The sequence below is a fragment of the Leptospiraceae bacterium genome, from assembly GCA_024233835.1.
In the GTDB taxonomy this organism is placed as follows: domain Bacteria; phylum Spirochaetota; class Leptospiria; order Leptospirales; family Leptospiraceae; genus JACKPC01.
This window is the reverse complement of the sequence record JACKPC010000001.1, coordinates 1,574,857-1,594,892: the sequence shown is the minus strand read 5'-3', so window position 1 is coordinate 1,594,892 and position 20,036 is coordinate 1,574,857. Positions and strand designations below refer to the sequence as shown.

20 protein-coding genes are annotated in these 20,036 nt (G+C 36.6%); 11 read left to right on the top strand and 9 right to left on the bottom strand.

The window, feature by feature from the left end; genetic code table 11:
* Window positions 1-4: 4 nt before the first annotated feature.
* The gene (locus H7A25_07195; GenBank protein MCP5499669.1) at window positions 5-742 is read right to left on the bottom strand and encodes a hypothetical protein; all 738 of its coding nucleotides are present in this window, start codon (window positions 740-742) and stop codon (window positions 5-7) included.
* A gap of 381 nt (window positions 743-1,123) precedes the next feature.
* Here H7A25_07195 and H7A25_07190 point away from each other — a divergent pair, with 381 nt between their 5' ends.
* Genes H7A25_07190 through H7A25_07145 form a run of 10 tightly spaced genes read left to right on the top strand, consistent with a single transcriptional unit; the run spans window position 1,124 to window position 11,362 of the window.
* Window positions 1,124-2,602: an SAM-dependent DNA methyltransferase gene (locus H7A25_07190; GenBank protein ID MCP5499668.1), complete on the top strand. Its 1,479-nt coding sequence runs from the start codon at window positions 1,124-1,126 to the stop codon at window positions 2,600-2,602.
* A gap of 12 nt (window positions 2,603-2,614) precedes the next feature.
* Entirely contained in the window at window positions 2,615-3,157 is a 543-nt protein-coding gene (locus H7A25_07185; GenBank protein ID MCP5499667.1) for a nucleotidyl transferase AbiEii/AbiGii toxin family protein, read from the top strand.
* A complete protein-coding gene (locus tag H7A25_07180) occupies window positions 3,150-3,401 on the top strand; it encodes a hypothetical protein (protein ID MCP5499666.1) in 252 nt (83 codons plus the stop codon). The genes H7A25_07185 and H7A25_07180 overlap by 8 nt, the downstream gene beginning before the upstream one ends.
* Window positions 3,402-3,413: 12 nt before the next feature.
* Entirely contained in the window at window positions 3,414-3,599 is a 186-nt protein-coding gene (locus H7A25_07175; GenBank protein ID MCP5499665.1) for a hypothetical protein, read from the top strand.
* On the top strand, window positions 3,592-4,035 hold the full coding sequence (locus H7A25_07170) for a hypothetical protein (GenBank protein MCP5499664.1): 444 nt from the start codon (window positions 3,592-3,594) through the stop codon (window positions 4,033-4,035). Before H7A25_07175 ends, H7A25_07170 begins: the two co-directional genes overlap by 8 nt.
* 28 nt (window positions 4,036-4,063) lie before the next feature.
* Window positions 4,064-4,765, top strand: coding sequence for a transposase (locus H7A25_07165; protein MCP5499663.1), 702 nt, complete (start codon window positions 4,064-4,066; stop codon window positions 4,763-4,765).
* Between the two features lie 9 nt (window positions 4,766-4,774).
* Entirely contained in the window at window positions 4,775-4,942 is a 168-nt protein-coding gene (locus tag H7A25_07160; GenBank protein ID MCP5499662.1) for a hypothetical protein, read from the top strand.
* Complete coding sequence (locus tag H7A25_07155; protein ID MCP5499661.1) at window positions 4,939-6,096, top strand: restriction endonuclease subunit S; 1,158 nt, start codon at window positions 4,939-4,941, stop codon at window positions 6,094-6,096. Before H7A25_07160 ends, H7A25_07155 begins: the two co-directional genes overlap by 4 nt.
* A 1-nt stretch (window position 6,097) precedes the next feature.
* On the top strand, window positions 6,098-9,544 hold the full coding sequence (locus tag H7A25_07150; GenBank protein MCP5499660.1) for a DEAD/DEAH box helicase family protein: 3,447 nt from the start codon (window positions 6,098-6,100) through the stop codon (window positions 9,542-9,544).
* A 36-nt stretch (window positions 9,545-9,580) separates the two neighbouring features.
* Window positions 9,581-11,362 (top strand): M48 family metalloprotease, encoded by a 1,782-nt coding sequence (locus H7A25_07145; GenBank protein ID MCP5499659.1) that lies wholly within the window; start codon window positions 9,581-9,583, stop codon window positions 11,360-11,362.
* A 54-nt stretch (window positions 11,363-11,416) separates the two neighbouring features.
* Here the strand turns inward: H7A25_07145 and H7A25_07140 are convergent, their stop codons facing one another.
* The 7 genes from H7A25_07140 to thiS are packed head-to-tail and all read right to left on the bottom strand — an operon-like array spanning window position 11,417 to window position 18,250.
* Window positions 11,417-12,211, bottom strand: a complete 795-nt coding sequence (locus tag H7A25_07140) for an ABC transporter permease (protein MCP5499658.1) — start codon at window positions 12,209-12,211, stop codon at window positions 11,417-11,419.
* The gene (locus tag H7A25_07135) at window positions 12,208-12,828 is read right to left on the bottom strand and encodes an ATP-binding cassette domain-containing protein (protein MCP5499657.1); all 621 of its coding nucleotides are present in this window, start codon (window positions 12,826-12,828) and stop codon (window positions 12,208-12,210) included. The genes H7A25_07140 and H7A25_07135 overlap by 4 nt, the downstream gene beginning before the upstream one ends.
* A 7-nt stretch (window positions 12,829-12,835) precedes the next feature.
* The gene (locus H7A25_07130) at window positions 12,836-13,393 is read right to left on the bottom strand and encodes a hypothetical protein (GenBank protein MCP5499656.1); all 558 of its coding nucleotides are present in this window, start codon (window positions 13,391-13,393) and stop codon (window positions 12,836-12,838) included.
* Between the two features lie 17 nt (window positions 13,394-13,410).
* The gene (locus H7A25_07125) at window positions 13,411-14,814 is read right to left on the bottom strand and encodes an outer membrane protein transport protein (protein ID MCP5499655.1); all 1,404 of its coding nucleotides are present in this window, start codon (window positions 14,812-14,814) and stop codon (window positions 13,411-13,413) included.
* Window positions 14,814-17,354 carry a SpoIIE family protein phosphatase gene (locus H7A25_07120; GenBank protein ID MCP5499654.1) on the bottom strand — a complete coding sequence of 847 codons (2,541 nt, stop codon included), beginning with the start codon at window positions 17,352-17,354 and terminating at the stop codon, window positions 14,814-14,816. The genes H7A25_07125 and H7A25_07120 overlap by 1 nt, the downstream gene beginning before the upstream one ends.
* Before the next feature lie 54 nt (window positions 17,355-17,408).
* Window positions 17,409-18,050, bottom strand: coding sequence for a thiamine phosphate synthase (locus tag H7A25_07115; GenBank protein ID MCP5499653.1), 642 nt, complete (start codon window positions 18,048-18,050; stop codon window positions 17,409-17,411).
* The gene (thiS, locus tag H7A25_07110; GenBank protein ID MCP5499652.1) at window positions 18,050-18,250 is read right to left on the bottom strand and encodes a sulfur carrier protein ThiS; all 201 of its coding nucleotides are present in this window, start codon (window positions 18,248-18,250) and stop codon (window positions 18,050-18,052) included. Before thiS ends, H7A25_07115 begins: the two co-directional genes overlap by 1 nt.
* Window positions 18,251-18,306: 56 nt before the next feature.
* On the opposite strand from thiS, the gene H7A25_07105 reads away from it, so the two are divergent.
* Window positions 18,307-18,588 carry a hypothetical protein gene (locus H7A25_07105; protein ID MCP5499651.1) on the top strand — a complete coding sequence of 94 codons (282 nt, stop codon included), beginning with the start codon at window positions 18,307-18,309 and terminating at the stop codon, window positions 18,586-18,588.
* Window positions 18,589-18,648: 60 nt separating this feature from the next.
* On the opposite strand, the gene H7A25_07100 is transcribed toward H7A25_07105, so the two are convergent.
* Entirely contained in the window at window positions 18,649-19,875 is a 1,227-nt protein-coding gene (locus H7A25_07100) for a Na+/H+ antiporter NhaA (GenBank protein MCP5499650.1), read from the bottom strand.
* Window positions 19,876-20,036 lie beyond the last annotated feature (161 nt).

Below are 20,036 nucleotides of genomic sequence, written 5' to 3'. Positions count from 1 at the left end.
ATCCTTATTGAAAAATATTAATTCCGCTACTCTGCTTATCACAGTGAAGACTTGCAGCTTCTCGATTATACAAAGTATTATAATATACCCATGTACGAAGACCGGATTCTGCAAAGTAAGTACAGGAACCTACCCGTCCCGATTCAGGGCAATTATGATAATAGCTGTATTGATTCTTATTATTATCAGAGACACATTCTCCGCGGTTATACTCATTTGAGGTTTCTTTAGAAAAACTCATACAGCTTCCTGTTTCTGCATCCATACAGATTCCTCCACCCTGAGCGGCTTTCGAAACAAGAAGAAGTTTCCACAAAGACGAGGGGTCTTCCGAAGACTTAAGACCGAGCTGGTATGTCCCTGTCTGATTCGCGGTAAAAGAAAAAGCCTTCCGGGAGTATAGATTTTCATAGGAACTCAACTTCTCTCTTCCGAAATAAATATGAAGTTTATAGGGTAATTTAGAATCTGTTAATACTTCAAAGAGATATTTTTTTCCTCCTATCAGCTCAAAGGAATACAACAGAGAATTGTCTTCCAATTTTTCTATGTCTATATCCGTATCACTTTCAACAGGAACCCTTTGGTTTTTATTAAAACTCCCCGCATTTTCCTCCGACTGAGATTGAATACTCAGGAGTATTTCCAAAAGACTGTGATTCTCCTTTTTTAATTTACTACAGTTCAGGAAAAGAATGAGTAAGACTGAAAAAGACAGATAGCTTAGCAATTTTCGTTTCATAGTTCTTCCTTTGATTTTTTTTAAGGCTCTATATATAAAGGTTTGAAAAATGCAAAATGGAACAGGGTCTTCTAAAAAAAGTTTAAAAAAGTAGGGAAAATATCCACTTTCCATCCAAACTGGAGATTAAAGTATCCGGCTCAGGGAGAATGTCTTCAGAAAGCGACCATCGGTGGGTCGCTTGCATTTGCCCGGAAAAAATGAGGAGATACGTTGTAATAGTGTTTATTATTTTCGATTCTGTTCTCATTTATTTGTTGCAATCCAAACTTATTTAGTTTTAGTTATTTTTATGGCAAATAAAAAATGAAATCCGCAGGCACCGAAGAAAATGAAGGCTTACGGCCACCGGAAGTTTGAAGATTTTTTAAGGATATATTCATGATTACAGGGGAATTAAAATCACAAGTTGATAGAATCTGGGAGGCTTTTGCCTGGGGAGGTATCACCAATGCTTTAACTGTCATTGAGCAGTTTACCTACCTCCTTTTTCTACGCAGAATTGATGAAATCCAATTAGCCGATGAAGAAAATTCTGTTCTCTTAGGCATTCCACGGGAAGTAAAAATATTCTCCAGCAAGCAAAAAAATCTTCGCTGGCATTCATTTAAAAATAAAGACCCGGAAGCCATGTTTGAACTTTTCACAAAATCCTCTGTAGATAATCTTTCCGTTTTTGAGCACATGAAACAGGTGGGTAAATCCGGTGGAGCATTTGCCGAATTTATGGGACGGGCAACCTTTGTCATTTCAACTCCGAGACTTCTGGATCAGGTCGTGCAACTCATCGATAAAATCGACATGAAAGACCGGGATACCAAGGGTGATTTGTATGAGTATATGCTTTCCAAAATTGCTTCTGCCGGAAGAAACGGACAGTTCCGCACTCCACGCCATATTATCCGTCTGATGGTAGATATCGTAGAACCAAAAAGAGAGGACATCATTTGTGACCCGGCAGCCGGTACCTCCGGATTCTTAGTAAATGCCGGTGAATATTTTCGGGACAATCATAAAGATTGGTTTCATGATAAAAAGTTTAGAAAGCATTTTAGTGATACCATGTTTCATGGCCTTGAGTTTGATGATACCATGATTCGCATTGGTGCGATGAATATGGTCCTGCACGGAATAGAAAATCCCGATCTAAAAAAAATGGACTCACTCAGTGAAAATGCAAAACAGTATAGAGACAAATTTACTTTGATTCTGGCCAATCCTCCTTTCAAGGGCAGTGTGGACTATGATGGAATTGAAGGCTCCATTTTAACGATTGTTAAATCTAAAAAAACTGAGTTATTATTCTTAGGATTGATTTTACGTATGTTAAAAGTGGGTGGAAGAGCTTCTGTGATAGTACCGGATGGTGTTCTTTTCGGAAGTTCCACAGCACATAAGCAAATCCGTAAAGAGCTTGTGGAAAATCAAAAACTCGATGCGGTGATTTCTATGCCGAGTGGCGTGTTTAAACCCTATGCCGGTGTAAGTACAGCTATTCTCTATTTTACCAAAACCGGGACCGGAGGTACAGAAAATATCTGGTTTTATGATATGCAGGCGGATGGTTACAGTTTGGACGATAAGCGTAATCCTATTAAAGATAATGACATTCCGGATATTATACAACGTTTTTCTAATTTACCTAAGGAGAAGAAACGTAAACGGACAGATAAGAGTTTCTTAGTTCCCAAAAAAGAAATAAACGAGGCCAATGGCTGGGACCTATCAATTAATCGCTACAGAGAAGTTGAATACGAGGAAGAAAGCTATGCTCCACCATCCGAAATCATTGCTGAAATCGAAGCCTTTGATAAAGAACGAAATGAGACATTGAAGGTCTTGAAAAAGCTTTTGAAGTGAGGAACTTAGAGAATGAGTGATGATATTAAAATATTAAAAGATGTTTCTAACAAACTTATAGAGAATCAAATTCCATTTATGGTTACAGGCTCTATGGCAATGAACTTTTATATTGAACCGAGAATGACCAGAGATATTGATATAGTAGTTTATTTACAGCAGGAAGATATTACTATACTTGAGAAAATTTTTTCTGAAGTATATTATATTGATCCTGATGCTATCAAATTGGCTATTGAGAATAATAAAATGTTCAATATCATTCACAATGAAAGTATTATCAAAATAGACTTCATCCTGCGTAAAAAAACAGCTTATAGACGATTAGAGTTTGAAAGAAGGGTTAAAGTAGTAATAGAAGATTTTGAAACGTTTATGGTTAGTAAGGAAGACTTAATACTTTCCAAATTAGATTGGATGAAAAAATCTCAATCCGAAATGCAAAAACGGGACTTAATAAACCTTCTCTCTTCTAATTTTGATAAAGCCTATGTGAATGAATATAGTAAAGAACTCGGAGTTTATGAACTTTTACAGGAGTTAGAAAATGGATGATACCTCACCCGAAATACGTCAGATGCTAAGAGAACGTTATGCGAAACTTACCGGTGAAGAAAGGATGAAGCTGGGGTTTGCCAGTTGCACAGCAGCAAGAAAAATTGTATTGGCTTCTTTTCCACCGGGGCTCAGCAAAACAGAAATCAAAATCCGTCTTTTTCTGAGGTATTACGGTAATGATTTTTCTGAAGAAGAAAAAGAGAAGTTCATCCAGCATCTTCGGAACTTAGAGAAAAAGTGAGATGGAAAACTTATGAAAATCATCGGCAATAAGAAAGAAAGAACAGCCCTGGAGAATCTCGAAGTTCAGGAAAAATTGATTGCTGAATTAAAAAAGAATTCTCCCATTCAAAAGAAGAAAGGAAAGATTTTTAAATTTCGTACCTGGGAGGAACATTACCTATTCTCTCTCAAAAGGTATGTGGAACATTATGAATGAGATCCAAAGAGTTTGTTTTTTGCTAAAGAAGCATGATGTTAAGTTTGTAATTGTGGGTGCAAGAGCCTGTTCTTTTCATGGGTATGTACGCGCCACAGAAGATATTGACGTGTTAATTCAAAACGACAGAAAGAACATTCAAAATGTGATTTCCTGTATCGAGGAATTATATCCTCATTTAGAAAAAGTTACAGTTGAAGACTTTTTAGAGAATATTGTGATTAAAATATATGATGAACCCGAGTTAGACATTTTGCTCAGTGCCTGGTCTTTAACTTACGATGATGCAATGAAAGATGTATGTATTTTAGAATTAGATAAATTAGAAATTCCATATTTGGGTCTGGATTCTTTAATTAAAAGTAAGCAAACAGAAAGAGAGCAGGACAAATGGGACCTTAAAATTCTAATGGAATTGAAAAAGAAAAAGGGCTAAACTGATATAGGAATTATAGGTAAATCAAATGACCTTATACAATAATAAATACCGCGTCGAATCAGCAAGGTTAAAAAATTGGGATTATTCCCATCCGGGGTATTATTTTATCACCATTTGCACGAAGAACCGCGAACCCTATTTGGGTAATATTTTTAATCATCAAATGATATTATCCACCATCGGACAAATCATCCACGAGGAATGGTACAGAACCATTATCATGCGACCCAATGTATATCTGGACGAATTTATCATCATGCCGGATCATATCCACGGCATCATCCAAATTGATTATCCCCGCCCCCGTCGTGGGGATTCATTGCCCCGTGGGGATTCATTGCCCCGTGGGGATTCATTGCCCCGTGGGGATTCATTGCCCCGTAGGGATTCATTGCCCCGTGGGGATTCATTGCCCCGTGGGGATTCATTGCCCCGTGGGGATTCATTGCCCCGTAGGGACGCATTGTCCCGTAGGGACGCATTGCAATGCGTCCCTACGGGGATTGATACCATCCATCATTATTCATATATGTACATTCAAAATATATCCAATATCATCCGGGGGTTTAAATCCAAATCCACGCGACGGATTCATGAAACCATAAACCCAAATTTCCAATGGCAATCCCGGTTTTATGACCGCATTATCCGCAGCCAACGGGAACTGGAAAATGTGCGTCGGTATATCCGGGATAATCCTGCAAACACAAACAAAAAGGAATTATAGGAAGATAATATGCAAATAAACAACCACAATCGGTTCAACCCGGTAGATACGCATTGCAATGCGTATCTACCGGGTTGCAATGCGTATCTACCGGAAAAACCAACCATTCAAATACCACAATTCCACCCACGATGGAAATCCAAAAATCCTGTTCAAACAACGGGAGGTATGAAATGAAAGATTTTAGTTTGGTACAGAATTTAAGTACATTACGTAAACTACCAAAAACATGGGTTATTAAAAATTTTGAAGAAGTTTTAGAAGATAATTCTGCTGGCAATTTTAAAATACCTAAATCAAAGTTTGAAAGTTCTGGAAAGATTCCTATTATTGATCAAGGTAAAAATAAGATTGCAGGTTACCTTTCTGATGAAAAAAAAATAGTAAAATCAGAACCTCCTTATATAATTTTTGGAGACCATACAAGAATTTTCAAATATATAGATTTTAAATTTGTTATGGGTGCTGATGGTGTTAAGGTATTACAAGATAAAGAAAGAAACAATTACACAAAATATATTTATTATTTTTTATCTCAATTAAATATTCCAGATACTGGATACAATCGACATTTTAAATATTTGAAAGATATCAAAATCCCCCTGCCGCCCCTCGATGAACAAAAGAAAATCGCGGCGATACTGGATGCGGCGGATGAGTTCCGGCAGAAGACCAAAGCACTTCTCACCAAATACGACGAGCTGGCCCAGAGCCTATTCTTAGACATGTTCGGCGACCCGGTTGTGAACCCCAAAGGCTGGGAGGTTGTAAAGTTTTCAGAAGTGGGGAAACTGGATAGAGGAAAATCAAAGCATAGACCAAGAAATGCCCCTGAACTACTTGGAGGATCCCATCCCTTAATTCAGACAGGAGATATAGCAAATAGTGGAATATTTGTAAAAACTTATGATTCGACTTATTCAGATATAGGATTAGCACAAAGTAAAAAATGGCCTTCAGGAACTTTATGTATTACTATTGCAGCTAATATTGCTAAAACTGGAATATTAACTTTTAATGCATGTTTTCCTGATAGTGTTGTTGGATTTATTCCAAATGAAAATACTAATAATATTTACGCTCATTTTTGGATGTCATTTTTACAAAAAATTCTCGAAGAAACTGCACCTGAATCTGCACAAAAAAATATTAACTTAGCAATTTTAAGAGACTTGGACTACCCTCTCCCACCCATCGAGCTTCAAAACCAATTTGCGGAACGGATTCAAGAAATTGAATCCCAGAAAGCAAATGCGGAGGCTTCCCTTCAAAAAGCCGATGATCTATTTAACTGTCTCTTGCAAAAAGCCTTCAAAGGAGAACTTACCTGATATGTCGAACTTTGTTTTTCTCCAATCCGCCTGGCCCACAATTTTTGCTGAGGCAAAAGAAGCCGAAAGACTTGCGCTCCTTTCGCCCAAAGCCAGTGCCATTCTTGCCCGTAGTGCCCTGGAGCTGGCTGTCAACTGGATGTATGACCATGACAAGAAACTCACCAGGCCCTATTCCGACAATCTTTCCGCTCTTATTTTCGATGCCAATTTTCAAGAAATCATCCGCCCGGCCAGGCTCTCCCGGGAAATTGAACTTATCCGCCGTTATGGAAATTCCGCGGCCCACGGCAGTAGCATCACCGAAGAACATTCCATTGTCTCTGTCAAAAACCTATTTCGATTCTTAGGTGCTTTTCATTTTTGCTACTCTCTGCAAAAAACCAGGCCACCCGCGTTTTCTCTCTCCCACATTCCCGATGGCAAGAAGGAACAGGAAACTCTCAAAAAGCTCAAAGCTTTAGAACAGGAAAAAGAACAACTTCAGGCAAAAGAAGCCGAAGAGCGCAAAAAACAACAGGAGCAGGCAAGGGAAAATGAGTCTTTACGCAGGGAATTAGAAAGACTAAAACAAGAAATCGCAGACAGAAGAGAAGAAAGAAACAAAGAAACCGACCCGATGCAGGTGGTTCCCGTTCTTGTAACCGAAAAAGAAACACGCGAGCGTTTTATCGACCTCCTCCTTCGGGATGCAGGCTGGGAGCATTTGCAAAAGGGAAAGGATCTGGAATATAAAGTAACGGGCTTGCCTAAAAGCGTAAACCCTTCCGGCACGGGCTATGCGGACTATGTTCTCTGGGGAAAGGACGGCAAACCTCTTGCTGTCATCGAAGCCAAACGAACCATGCTACATGCAGAATCCGGCAGACATCAGGCTGAACTCTATGCCGACTGTCTGGAAAAGATGCACGGACAGAGACCGATTATCTTCTATACCAATGGTTTTGAAACCTATCTCTATGATGATACTTTCTATAGCGAAAGACAAACCCAGGGCTTTTATACACAGGATGAACTACAACTTCTCATAGACAGACGTCTGGATAAAAAAGACCTGCGAAACTTTTCAGTAAATCATAATATTATCAATAGACCCTATCAGTTAGAAGCCCTGCGAAGAGTTGCCGAAGCCTATGTGATAAGCGACAGGAAGGGAAATCTCAAAGGCTTTAAAAGAGAAGCCCTGCTGGTAATGGCGACCGGAAGCGGCAAAACCCGGACGGCAGCCGCCATTGTAGATATGTTATTCAAATGCAATTGGGTGAAAAGAGTCTTATTCTTAGCTGACAGAAACGCCCTTGTCACCCAGGCGAAAAAAGCGTTTAATAATCATTTACCCGAATTGTCTTCCATTGATCTAACCAGGGATAAGGTCAATTTGGAAGCAAGACTTGTTTTTTCTACTTATCCAACGATGATGAATCAAATCGACCACACGAGAATAGACAATAAGCGTTATTTCGGAGTAGGACATTTTGATCTCATCATTATTGATGAAACCCACAGGTCGGTCTATCAGAAGTATAAAGCCATCTTTGAATATTTTGATTCTTTACTATTAGGACTTACTGCTACACCCAAAAAAGACTTTGATAAAAATACCTATTCCCTCTTCCAAATCGAAGATGACAACCCTACCTTCGCCTACGAATTAGACGCAGCCGTCAAAGACAAATATTTGGTGCCAGCCAAAGCCTACAGTGTTCCCTTGAAATTCCAGAGAGAAGGCATTAAATACCACGAGCTATCCGAAAAAGAAAAACAGGAATATGAAGAGAAGTTCGGCGACCCATCAAACGAAGAAGCACCGGACAGCATTAGCAGCGAAGCATTAAATAACTGGTTATTCAATCAGGATACGGTAGACAAAGTTCTTGAACATCTGATGAAAGACGGGATAAAGGTCGAGGGTGGAGATAAAATCGGGAAGACGATTATCTTTGCTAAAAACCATAACCATGCCGAGTTCATCAAGAAACGATTTGAAAAGAACTATCCGGAATACAGCAACAAGTTTTTACAGGTAATTGACAACTACATAGAGAAAGCAGAAGATCTCGTAGAAAAATTTAGTGATGAACACAGTGAAAAAGATCCACAAATCGCCGTATCCGTAGATATGATGGATACCGGTGTAGATGCACCGCGAGTGGTAAATCTGGTCTTTTTCAAACTGGTACGCAGCGTCACCAAGTTCTGGCAGATGATAGGCAGGGGCACAAGGCTCTGTCCTGATTTATTTGCTCCGGGTGTTCATAAGAAAGAATTTCTTATTTTCGATTATTGTGAAAACTTTGAATTTTTTGAAGCAAAGCCGGAAGGCTATATCAGCAAAAATGTAAAATCGTTACAGCAACAAATATTTGAGGCCAAAGCCAGAGTCCTGGTAATTATCAACCAGAAGACAGAAACCACGGAAGAAGAGAAGCAAATCAAGGAACTTTATGCAAAGGAACTACAGCACATCATATCGACTCTGGACGAGGATCGCTTTATCGTGCAAAAGCAATGGAGATATGTGAAAGAATACAGCTATAAAGAAAAATGGTTAAACCTAAACAAATTAGACCTGTCAATCATCAGTGAACATCTTTCCCATTTAGAACCTCCGCAAAAAGGCGATGATGATAAAGCCAGAAGATTTGATGTATTGGTACATAGCAGTATGCTTTACTTACTGGAAACAAATAGTCTCAGCCAATACACAAATAAAATCGCAGGACTGGCAAAAGAGCTGGAAAAAAAAGCCAATATACCCCAGATAGCAAAGCAAATAGAACTTATTCAATCCGTCCAAACCGATGCTTACTGGCAAAAGGCTCATGTGCACAGTCTGGAAGAACTTAGAAAATCCATCCGAAGTTTGATAAAATATTTGGACCCGGAAAAGCAGGAACCAATCTATACAAACTTTAAAGACAAATTAGATACAACAAGAATAGATGAAAAATATCCCTTAGATATTTATACCAGCCTGCAATCCTATAAAGACAGGGTAGAAAGCTATATTCGAAATAACAAAGACCACATCACAATCTATAAACTCCGGCATAATGAATCTATCACAGAGCACGACATAAATGCTCTGGAAAGAATACTTTTTACAGATGATGTAGCAGGAAGTAAAGAGCAATTTGTTCAGGAATACGGTGAAAGGCCTTTAGGAGTTTTCATTCGCAGTATCACCGGTTTGGAAACAGAAGCCCTGAATCAGGCCTTTGCCGAATTTTTACAGGCCGGAAACCTGAGAGGTGATCAGATGACTTTTGTGAAAACGATTATCAACTATCTGGCAAAAAATGGTACATTAGAAAAAAGAGTACTAAACGAGTCTCCCTTCATCGACATAAATGATGGAGGTCTATCCGGAGTTTTTCCCAATAGGGAAGATGCTATAAAAGTCGTGAAAATAATCGATGCGATAAATGGAAATGCTGATGTGGCTTAATTATATTGATTTTATAATCTAAAAAAGGAGTTCTATATGTTTTTAAAAAAGTTATTCAAATACATTTTTATTGCGGTTTCTGTTGTTATAGCAATCTTTAGCTTCCTCCTCTTCAGTGTTGCTATTGATGAAATACAAAAAGGCAAACAGGCTTCCGGTTTCACTCTATTGTTTTTGACTCTCCTTATCCTTTCCGGTATTGGCTATTCCATGCTGCGCTTATATACCCGGGTAATGGGAAGTGACCCGGATTCTGCGATGCTTAAAGGTAAAGAGTTTGCTTATAAAAAATTCAGAGAACTTTTTCCCTATCGATTTGAAAAAATTACTCCACAAGAAAATCCCAAACAGTACACGAGAGAAGAGCTTTCTTCGGGAAGAGAAAGTTCTCCGGGTGACATAGCTACATCCGCGGCCATAAAAACAGAAGAGAAATTGAATGTTGAAATAAAAATCAGTTCTCCTCTGAATATAAAACCCCCTAAAGTTAAAAACTTTTCCCGTACTGACTGTAGTAAAAAACTTCAGGAGCTAAAACTTATAGAAGAGGACAAACTAAAAACAGAGTTGGAAAAACTTCCACTGGCAGATAAATTGAAACAAAACTCTCAGAGTAAATACGGAGAGAGTGGCTATACTTCAGCCCTAAAACATTTCTTGAAAACCTCGGTAGAGTTAAATGCAAAAAACCATGAAAAACTTTTTTCGATTATCGAAGAAGTAAAAAATCTATTTGAAATAGAAGCCAATATAAAAGTTTTTAAAACCAAAGAAGGCATGGGAGAAAATGCCTTTATTATCTCAGATAAGAAAGAGATTATTTTAGGCTTTGCCGATAATATTTTAAACCTGGTAGATGATGAAGATGAAATCAAGACTATTATCGGTCATGAGTTCGGACACTATGTATTCAATCATAATCAGAGTTTCTTACACAATTACATTTTACGCATGTTTAATCCTCAATATGAAAGTGAACGCAGCGAAGACGAAATACGAATTATTCAATCAGAAGAAGGCTTTGAACTTTTAAAGTTTTCAATGTTAATCAGCCAGATCCAGGAGCTAAATGCGGATAGACTGGGGTTATTTGCCAGTAAAAACTTTCAGGCCAGTGTACAGGCCATTATGAAACTATCAGCCGGAAATGTAGATAAATTTGGTTCTTATGTAATTGATGACTATTTGAACCAGGCAAACAACTTATTGGAAACCGGCTCCTATTTTGAAATTTCAGATGTTTTGAGAACTCATCCCTTAGAAGTATTTCGTGCCAAAGCCCTGGAATATTTTTATAACACGCGGATGTTTTTTACGGATACAAATATAAAAGCAAAATATAAAAAAAATACCATAAACCAGAATCTTTCAAAGTTAATTCCCTTAGACGCTTTAAACAAAGAGAGACTTCTCAATTCTAAAGGAAATGAAAAGGAAGAAGGAGAATACTACCTTGTGATGGTAATCGGTGCTTTATTTGTTTCTTTTGCGGATGATGATTTTTCTAAAGAAGAGAGTGAATTCTTAAATTCCTCCTGCAGAAAGTTCGGGCACAATAAATACTTCCTGGATAGAATATCCGATCTATTAGAAAAAAATGATACAGAACTATTTTTAAGGGAAATGGAAGGTTTATTGGAAAAATTCAAAACGGCACCTTCTGCAAAAAAAACATCGATTATCAAACACCTGATCGAAGCCATGAAAATTGATGGAAAAATCGAAGAAGTCGAATTTAAAACCATTCGTACCATTTCAGAAGATATGAATGCTTTAGAAGAATATGAAAAAGAAATCAAACTCGTTTTTGGAGTATAAGATATGTTTAATATTCTATTAATTAATCTTGAAAAGCTAAATCCAGCCTTCCGTTTATTCCTCTTTAAAAAATTCTTTTCTTGGCATAAAATACGGATCAAATGCAAAGGTAATAAACAAAAAAAGAGAAAAAAGGGTCGAATATAAAATCGTACAGAAAATAGCAAGAACTATCATCACCTGGTATTTAATAGCAATCAGAGGACTTGAACCTCCCAATATTTGACCTGTCATCATTCCGGGTAGAGACACAAGACCCATACTGGCCATACTTCCCGTGATAGGAGCAATGGCTGTGGATATGCTTTCTCTAAATGTATCATGCAGAGCCTGATTCTTACTGGCTCCCAGGGATAATTTGTATTGGTACAGAGGCATATTCTTTTCTAAAAGCTGAAAAAAAGTACGTAAAGCAACAATGCTGGCATTCAGACTATTTCCTAAGAGCATTCCTCCGAGGGGAATAAAATACCTTGCTTCCCAAATTTTTGTAAGCTCCAGAACAAAAAAATGCATAAAGCTAATCATGATTACCTGGGGAATAAGATTGGCAAGATAAACCAGGGGAAAACTCTTTAGGAATCGTAGATTTGCATTAGAACTAATAGAATGAGAAGATACTAATACCATAAAAAGAAAATATAACAGATTCAGAATGTAATTATCATATTGAAATAAAACTGTCAGATAGAATCCGGCAAAGCTAAGTTGAATAGCCATACGAACAATAGCCAAAAGGGATGCTTTCCACTTTTTAATTCGCAAAGTATACAACAAGATAAAGAGCGGAATAAGAAAAATAAAAAAATACAGAAAATTTAGAACAGGAAAATCGAAAGCTGTTTTCACCAGCTTAGTTCCTTCCAATTCATGGTTTTAGGAGATTTATCATGACTTGAAAACAAAATACAACCTTCATATTGATTTAGTAGATCTTCCACTACTTCTCTGACCTTTTTATCCAAACCGGCACTTAATTCATCTAAAAAGAGAATTTCTCTTTTTAACAAAAAAGCCAGTATCAAAACAACACGTTTTCGTTCTCCTACAGAAAGTTTGGAGAGATTCTCAGAAAAGATATTTCGTTCTCCAAATAGTTTCATAGCCATGCTCTTTTTCAGATTTTCATCACAAGAAATCAGCTTATTAGCTTTATAATTAAATACTTCTTCATAAAACTCATTGACCGTCTTATCTATAAGTGGGGGTTCCTGAGGAATAAATGAAATCAGGCTTCGAATTTGCATTATATTAGATTCCTTTAATTCTATTCCCTGAATATACACAGTACCGGAGGAAGCTTTTTCAAAACCCAATAATATTTTAAACAGGCTCGATTTTCCACCACCAGATTTGGCTGTTAAAAGTATTTTTTCACTTTTATAAACTTCAAAACTTAAATTATGAAAAATTTCTCTTTTTTGAAAATGTAAAGATAACTCCCGAATGGATATTTCTGCTTCCATAAGACTTTTAAAACATTCTATATATATACCATTTTCCATCTACTCTTATAAAATAGGGATTGTTTAATTCATAAGCCAGTGTTTTATTATCCTTAAATTCCAACTTCAGTTCACAGGCTTCGTCTCCATCAAAATAGTAATGAATGATAAGTCCACCGGAATATAAAAGAAGCTCTCTAACCGTCCGTACATCCTCAGTCTGTTTGACTGCTACTAATTTTTCACGATTAAAAAAATAGGTTTCAAAGTAGGAATCTTTAGAACTCAATTCGGTTTCAAGACGTTTCCTATCCCAATGAGCTTTTAAATCTACATAGATTCCTTTCTTCGGATGGCTGAGTTCCAAGAGTATATTTAGATTTTTATTGAATACCCCCTGAAGCACTTTGTTTAAAAGTTCATCAATTTCTTTTTTATGCTTGGAAGATTCTTCTTTTTTTAAGCTTCTTCCCGTTATAAAAACTTTATCTGCTTGTAAACTTATCTCTTCCGGTTTATATACTTTTAGGTCCTTTCCGGTACAGGAAAAAAGCACAAAAAAAGAAACAAATATTAAATAATACATATATACTCCTTTTATAATTAATAACTACTCGTAGCGGTTAAATAAAACGAATTATAATTAACAACTACTATCTGGGGAAGCTTTCCCACAGGAATGGCTGAAATGCCCCTACCGACTTCTCTTACATAACTGATAGATATTGAGTTTCCTCCCGTATAAAAACCAAGACCGAAAGTATACCCTTTTAAATTTACATATTCATCCCTTAAACCAGGCCCTTTAATAAAAATATTACTATCTACATGCATTCCATCGAGACCGGCTGTATCTTCATAGATCATCTTCAAGGCCCCCTGTATCCAGCTAAATTTGGTATTATTTGAATTATTCGTATAAAAGCCGGCTCTAAAAGCAATAAATTCAGATAAGAAAATTTCAGTACCCAAAGCATAGTTCAAAGTGCTTTCTCGATAAAGTTCATTTTTATTTGTATTAGAAATACTGTAGAAACCGGCAGAATAATCATATCTGAATATATTTTTCTTAAAAGAACTTGTATAAATCAAATCAAAAGACAAAAGAAACCTCGTACTAAAGAAATAAGCAAGTCCCGAACGAATAGTAGTTAAATTTGGAAGTTCATAAATTTCCGGAGAAGATAAAATCACAAATTGATTTATTGCACTTGTAGTAAAGTTTTTATTCCCTTCAGATATTATCAGTATATTATCCATACCTATAGAAGTATTAACACTATTACGACTACTATAATTACCGGTAGTATACTTTTGATGCCTCAAAGATAAACCTAGAGACAACTTGTCTATTAGCATATATTGAAAACCTACTATAGGAGTAAATGCATAGGCTTTTTTCTTCTCCTGTTGAGTAACGTGCGAAATGCTTCCCGTTTCATATTCCTGCTGTATATGCAGAAAGTTTGAAGAACTTGAATATAAATAGTGAAAACTGAATCCCAGAGAAAATCTATTCGAGAATTTATAGGATAAGCTCGGACCTCCAAAAATTTCAAAATTCTCTTCCCGCAAAGTTGCATTGATTCTTGTTATTTCCCTCTCGAATAAAGGAAGGTTTATCTGGTCAGCTTGATCAAAATTCTCGGAAACAGAATTAATAACAGAAAAACCGAAGTTCCAATTCCCGTAAGCTTTTACAATTCCAATAAAATTTGGTAAATAATTTTTAGAAGCCCTATCATAGTCCTGTTGAGGACCGAACATATCTTTAAGATAGACATTTTGCATCTTATAACTACTGGCATTTATAGAAATATAGTTTTTATCACTGAAAGAAAGGCCGGCAGGATTATAGTACATGCCTGACACATCATCAGAAATAGCGGTAAAAGCACCGCCCATACCCGGAGCTTTCTCACCAAATAGACCTTTAATGTTATAATAATCCTGTGCCGAAGCGGAAGTATAAAGAAAAAGTATAATTGCAAAAAGAAAAACTCTCATTATTTAATATCTGCTTTTAATAACTGGGCTTTTTTATCATTCGGGTAGTAATGTAGAATTTTATCAAGTGTTTTAATAGACTTATCTTTTTCTTTTAATTCCAGGTAAATACTCAAAAGATGGTAAAGAACTTCTTTATCATCGGGTTTTCGGAGTTTAAGTTTATTCGCATAAAATAATGCTTTCGGATAATCTTTTATAATCAAATAGTTTTTCGAAAGTTCCAGAATGGCTTTTTCATCCCAGGGATAAAAATTAATATATTCTTCTAATTTTATCGCAGCATCCTTGTAGCGATTATTATCCTCAAGATAGCTTACAATAGCTCTACTGGCCTGTGTCAGTAAAGGAAGCAACATTTCAATACTATTTAATATATTTAATCCCTCTTCTTTTCCTTTTTGTAATAGTTCAATTCCCTGTTCAAGAAGTTTCCTATCTTTTTCATTCACAACCTGCTCACTCCTTCCATAATAGGAGATCTTCAATAAGCTTAGATCATCAGTTATTTCCCCAACCTCCAGCAAGGCTTTGTAAATTAACTCCAATTTTCCCTGCCCTTTTTCTATCATAGAAAGAAATAAAGTTTCATCTTCATTCATTACCAGAACATCACCCATTTCAATCTTGAGATCATCCCTTCCATCTGAACCCATTATTATTACATCATCCTTATTTAAGGTAAAAGTGGAAACCTGTATAGGATTATATAATCCCGGAATTCCAACTTTACTCAAAGACAATTCCGTATCTAAAAAAGAAGCCTTATCATCCCTATATAAACAGATAAATGGATGTTCTGCATTGATATAATACATCATTCCTGTCTCAACATCGACAAGTCCCATTACAATAGAAATCAGCATGGAACAATCGAAGGACTCAAAAACATTCTGTAATTCAATAAAAGCTAATTTTAACCATTCCTCCGGACTGACTTTTTGCATTTCTTTAAGAAGTCTGGTTCGGGAAAGGATAGATTTAAAAACAACACCCAAAACAATAGCTCCTCCTGCTCCCTGTATGGACTTGCCCATTGCATCTCCATTTATAAACACTGCATATTCTTTTTCTTCCAGATAAATACTATCTGATATACAAATATCTCCTCCGATTTCATGTTCTTTTCCTTTAAATTGAAATTGTTTTTTTTGTTTCAGTAAAAACTCGATTTTTAAATTTGCTTTTTTATTTACATTAGACATAAGAGGTTTAAAAAGCAAAGTGGTTAAGAAATAATCTCCATCCTGTTTTTCTTTTAAATTTTTTATTTCTTCAAACGAATGCTGCAATTCCCTTGTTCTCTTCTCCACTTTACGTTCCAGGTTCTCGTTCAAATCCTCAACTGTTTCATACAGGTTTAAAAACCGATTAGCCAGAACCACGGCAATTCCTACGATAAACGAAAAGAACGCATATTTGGCTAAGTATATAGAATAATTTAAAAACATAGAATTGGCTATATCATAAATAACTACAATAATGTACATACTCAAGCCAATCAGGAGAGCCATCGCATTTTTATTTTTTAACTTTATATGTCGAATAAGAACGCTAAAACCATAAGGAACACTGAGCAAAGCACTAATCTGCCAGGCAAGTAATAGATATTCCGTAAAATAAGCAGGAGCAAATAGTACAGCCATAGAAAGAATTAAAGAAATAAAAAGACAGAACTTGCTAAATAAACTTATTCTTCTTTCAAATAACTGATCAATAAAGATGTATATAAGGGTATTGGCATAGAAGAGAAAGAAATACTCCATTCGCTCTATGTACATAGAGTCAAGCCCCCGGTAATCAAGAGGAATTCCAATACGACAGATAAAGTAAATAAATATATCAATAGAAAGCAAAGCATATGTTAGGTTATATACTTCCTGCCTGCGTTTAATAAATAAGAAAAGGTGATAAAAACCGAAGGCAAGATATAAAAACGTTAAGATAGTTCCGGCCCAATCTCGACTTTCATACTCAGCCACAGCATGTTCGGTAATATGATACCCATCCTTATAATAAAAACCGGTGCCTGAATACCTTGGATCACCGGAGATTCGTATCAGGAGGAAATTTTTTCCTTCAATAAATAACAACTTGTCTATAGGCCAGTTATGATGCCGCAAAGCTCTGTAAAATGTCATTTGCCCATCTTTAAACTCCCCTTCCTTTGCAATAAGCTTTCCATTCATATAAATCGAAAAAGCAGAGCCAATGTAGCTTAAATGTATAGTGGGGTGAGAAACTTTTTGTAAAAACTCTTTCGTAACATTTATTTCTGTAAAAAAAGCATAATCAATAAAAGTTTCGTTTCCTTTATGCAGGCTTCTCACTGTAATCGGAAACTTTACCGGCTTCCAATTCGAATCCGGAAGCTTCATCCGAAGAAAATTATCAGAAAAAACAGGGTTATAATACCAGGTTCTCGGCTTACAGGTATAGGTATCTGTTTCACAGTCCTGTATTAAATTAATAGAGGGAACAGCCCTTAGAGTAAAAAACGAAGACAAGAATAAAAATAAAAGTATGAATAAAGATTTCATAGCCATCTTCCCATTTGTATTATATATTAATTAAGAAGACTGCAAGAAATTTATTTATCTTTTCTGAAAAGTTTTAAAAACCTTAATTAGCTGATAAAAACTTTCTTCTTTACAGGCAGCTTCTATACAGGTAATCATAGAAGGAGATGAATACTGAAATATCTCCTGAAGATTCATTTCATTAATTCCTCCGATACAGGTAATAGGAATCGGACTAATCTTTATAGCTTCTTTTATTATTTGAGTACCCAGTACCGGATATGAAGTCTTTTTAGACGAGGTTGGAAAAATAGGTCCGAAGCCGGTATAATGCCAGAGGGAAGTATCTAATTCTTCTAAATCCTTTAGAGAATGAGAAGAGGTTCCCCGAAGGCAGGTATTTTCCTTCAGAGAATCTTTCTCTTTTGGGCTCAAAGCTTCGTATTCTTCTTTTCCAAGATGAAAGCCAAAAGCCTTTAAGCGAATGGCCAGCTCATAAAAATCATTGATAATAATTGGAAACGCAGTGCTTTCTTTAATTTTAAGATAAGTCTTTTCATAATCTGTCTCGCTTAAGTCTTTCGCTCTAAGCTGAATAAAAGGAATTACCTCTTTATAAGCTTCCCAGGTTTTTAAAACATCTTCCCATTTGAGTCCCTCTCTGTTTAAGAAGGAGAAATCAAGAATAGGATATAATCCGGGAATTTCAGAAAACATCAGCCTCCTCCAACAAACTTGATCAATTCTAATTCATCGTCTGCCATTAACTCGGTTTTTTCCCAATCTTCTCTGGGTATAATATCTCCATTCTTCTCAATTGCAATGGTAGATGGATTAATTTCCAAAGAATTCAGAAGAGACAGTAAGTTTTTTTCTTTGAGGGTTTCGAGAGAATACAACTTTCCGTTCAGTAACACCTTCTCCTCCAATTAGAGTAATTGACGTATGAATTGTTTCCTAAAATGCTGTAAGAATGAAATCACTTTTTCATATTTTTATTCTAATTTTTTCTCTTTTTCTGTTCTCATCCTGCTCTTCTCGGAAGGATGATAGTCTGGAAAAGTCAATTTTTACATTTTTGATAAGCTGCACAGGAGGGAGTAAGGAAGCCTGTAAGAATAGTTGTGCCGGACAGTGTGGTTTAAGTGCCGACGCGGTTACGAACACTCTTTACCCCTGCGTTCAATCCTGCCATTCCAATTGTGACACGGTCTGTGATTTTTCGATGAACTTGATGCTCTATCTGAATAAATAAGACTGGCTTGAAAGCGAACCACCGATGGTTCGCCTTCGGGGAAAATGAGATCTTATATTCTCACTCTACTTTTTTGATTTTTAACACTTTTCCGAGCACTAAAGCTGTAAAGCCGGAAAGGAAACTGAGTAAAGCACCCATTTTCATTTCTTTTTCATAAGCAATAAGGATTCCTTTAAATTCCTCTCCTTTCAGGGCTGCCGGTGGTTCTCCAAAAGCTACAGTCGTTACAAAAATAGCCACAGTGAAGCCTATAGCCGCCACTACCCCCAGGACAAAGAGTTCCTTATAACCTGTATGATCAGGGAAAGCCATTTTAAATACCTTGTTTCCAATCATGGAAAACAGGAAAATACCAAAAGTTTTTCCAAAAAAGATAGAAGAAATGGTAATTGCTGTTCCAAGACCCGCTGCTTCTGCCGGAACTCCTGCATTCGCCAGACCGAAAAAGAAAAGACCTATGTCTACGGGAGATTTAAAGAAGTGTTCAAAGGCATTAAGAGTATCATGCTCTTCTTCCATTTCTTCCGAATCAAAAAATTTATCCTCTCCATCAATGGCTGCCGGCATAAAGGGTACTATAAACACCAGGGCCAAACTGGAATGAACCCCGGTATATAAAAGACCGAACCAGGCCGGAATTCCCCCTAAAAGTACATAGGGCCAGAAGTTTTTTACATTCATCTTACGAAGACCGAAAGCCATTGCCATTCCCAGGGCCAGAAGACCGAGATACATCACTTTAATATCAGAGGAGTAAAAAATGGCAATAATTCCCATCCCGATAAGGTCGTCTAAAACAGCCAGAACCAGAAGGAAAGTAACAGCCGGGTGACTGGCTCCAAAGACAATCTTAGCAAAAAGCCAGGAATAGGCTATATCAGTAGCTGTAGGAATCGCCCAACCATGAAGCATGGCTGTTTGTGCATGTCCCTGTTTAAAAAGTAAAGCCAGAACCACAAACAGAGTGGCAGGACCTACAACCCCTCCGATAGTTCCGATAACCGGAAGGGCTGCCTTGTCAAAAGAGGAAAGCGAACCTCCCGGCAAGAAAGCTTCGGTAACTTCCTTCATCGCGATTCCGAAGAAGAACACCATAAAAATATCGTTTACCACAAAATGTATACTGCTATGTTTGAGGTTTGAGATAAGATCATGATGAACAAAACCGTGGTATGAATCGTAATTGATGTTCGCCCAAAAAAGAGCAAGCAGGGATCCCACAATTAAAAAGGCAGAGTATTCAAATAAAATACCTATCGGCCTGGGTAAATTTTTAGCACTCATTTATACCTCCTTGTATTGGTATGAAATTATTTGTTTCAATCAATTTATTTTCCAAGATTGAATTGAACAACTGCTTTTACTATACTAAAAAAATTATTTTTCTCCTATCTTTTTTTAGGATAAGGATATTTCTACTTTCGGTAAGAGTAAAATAATCAAAA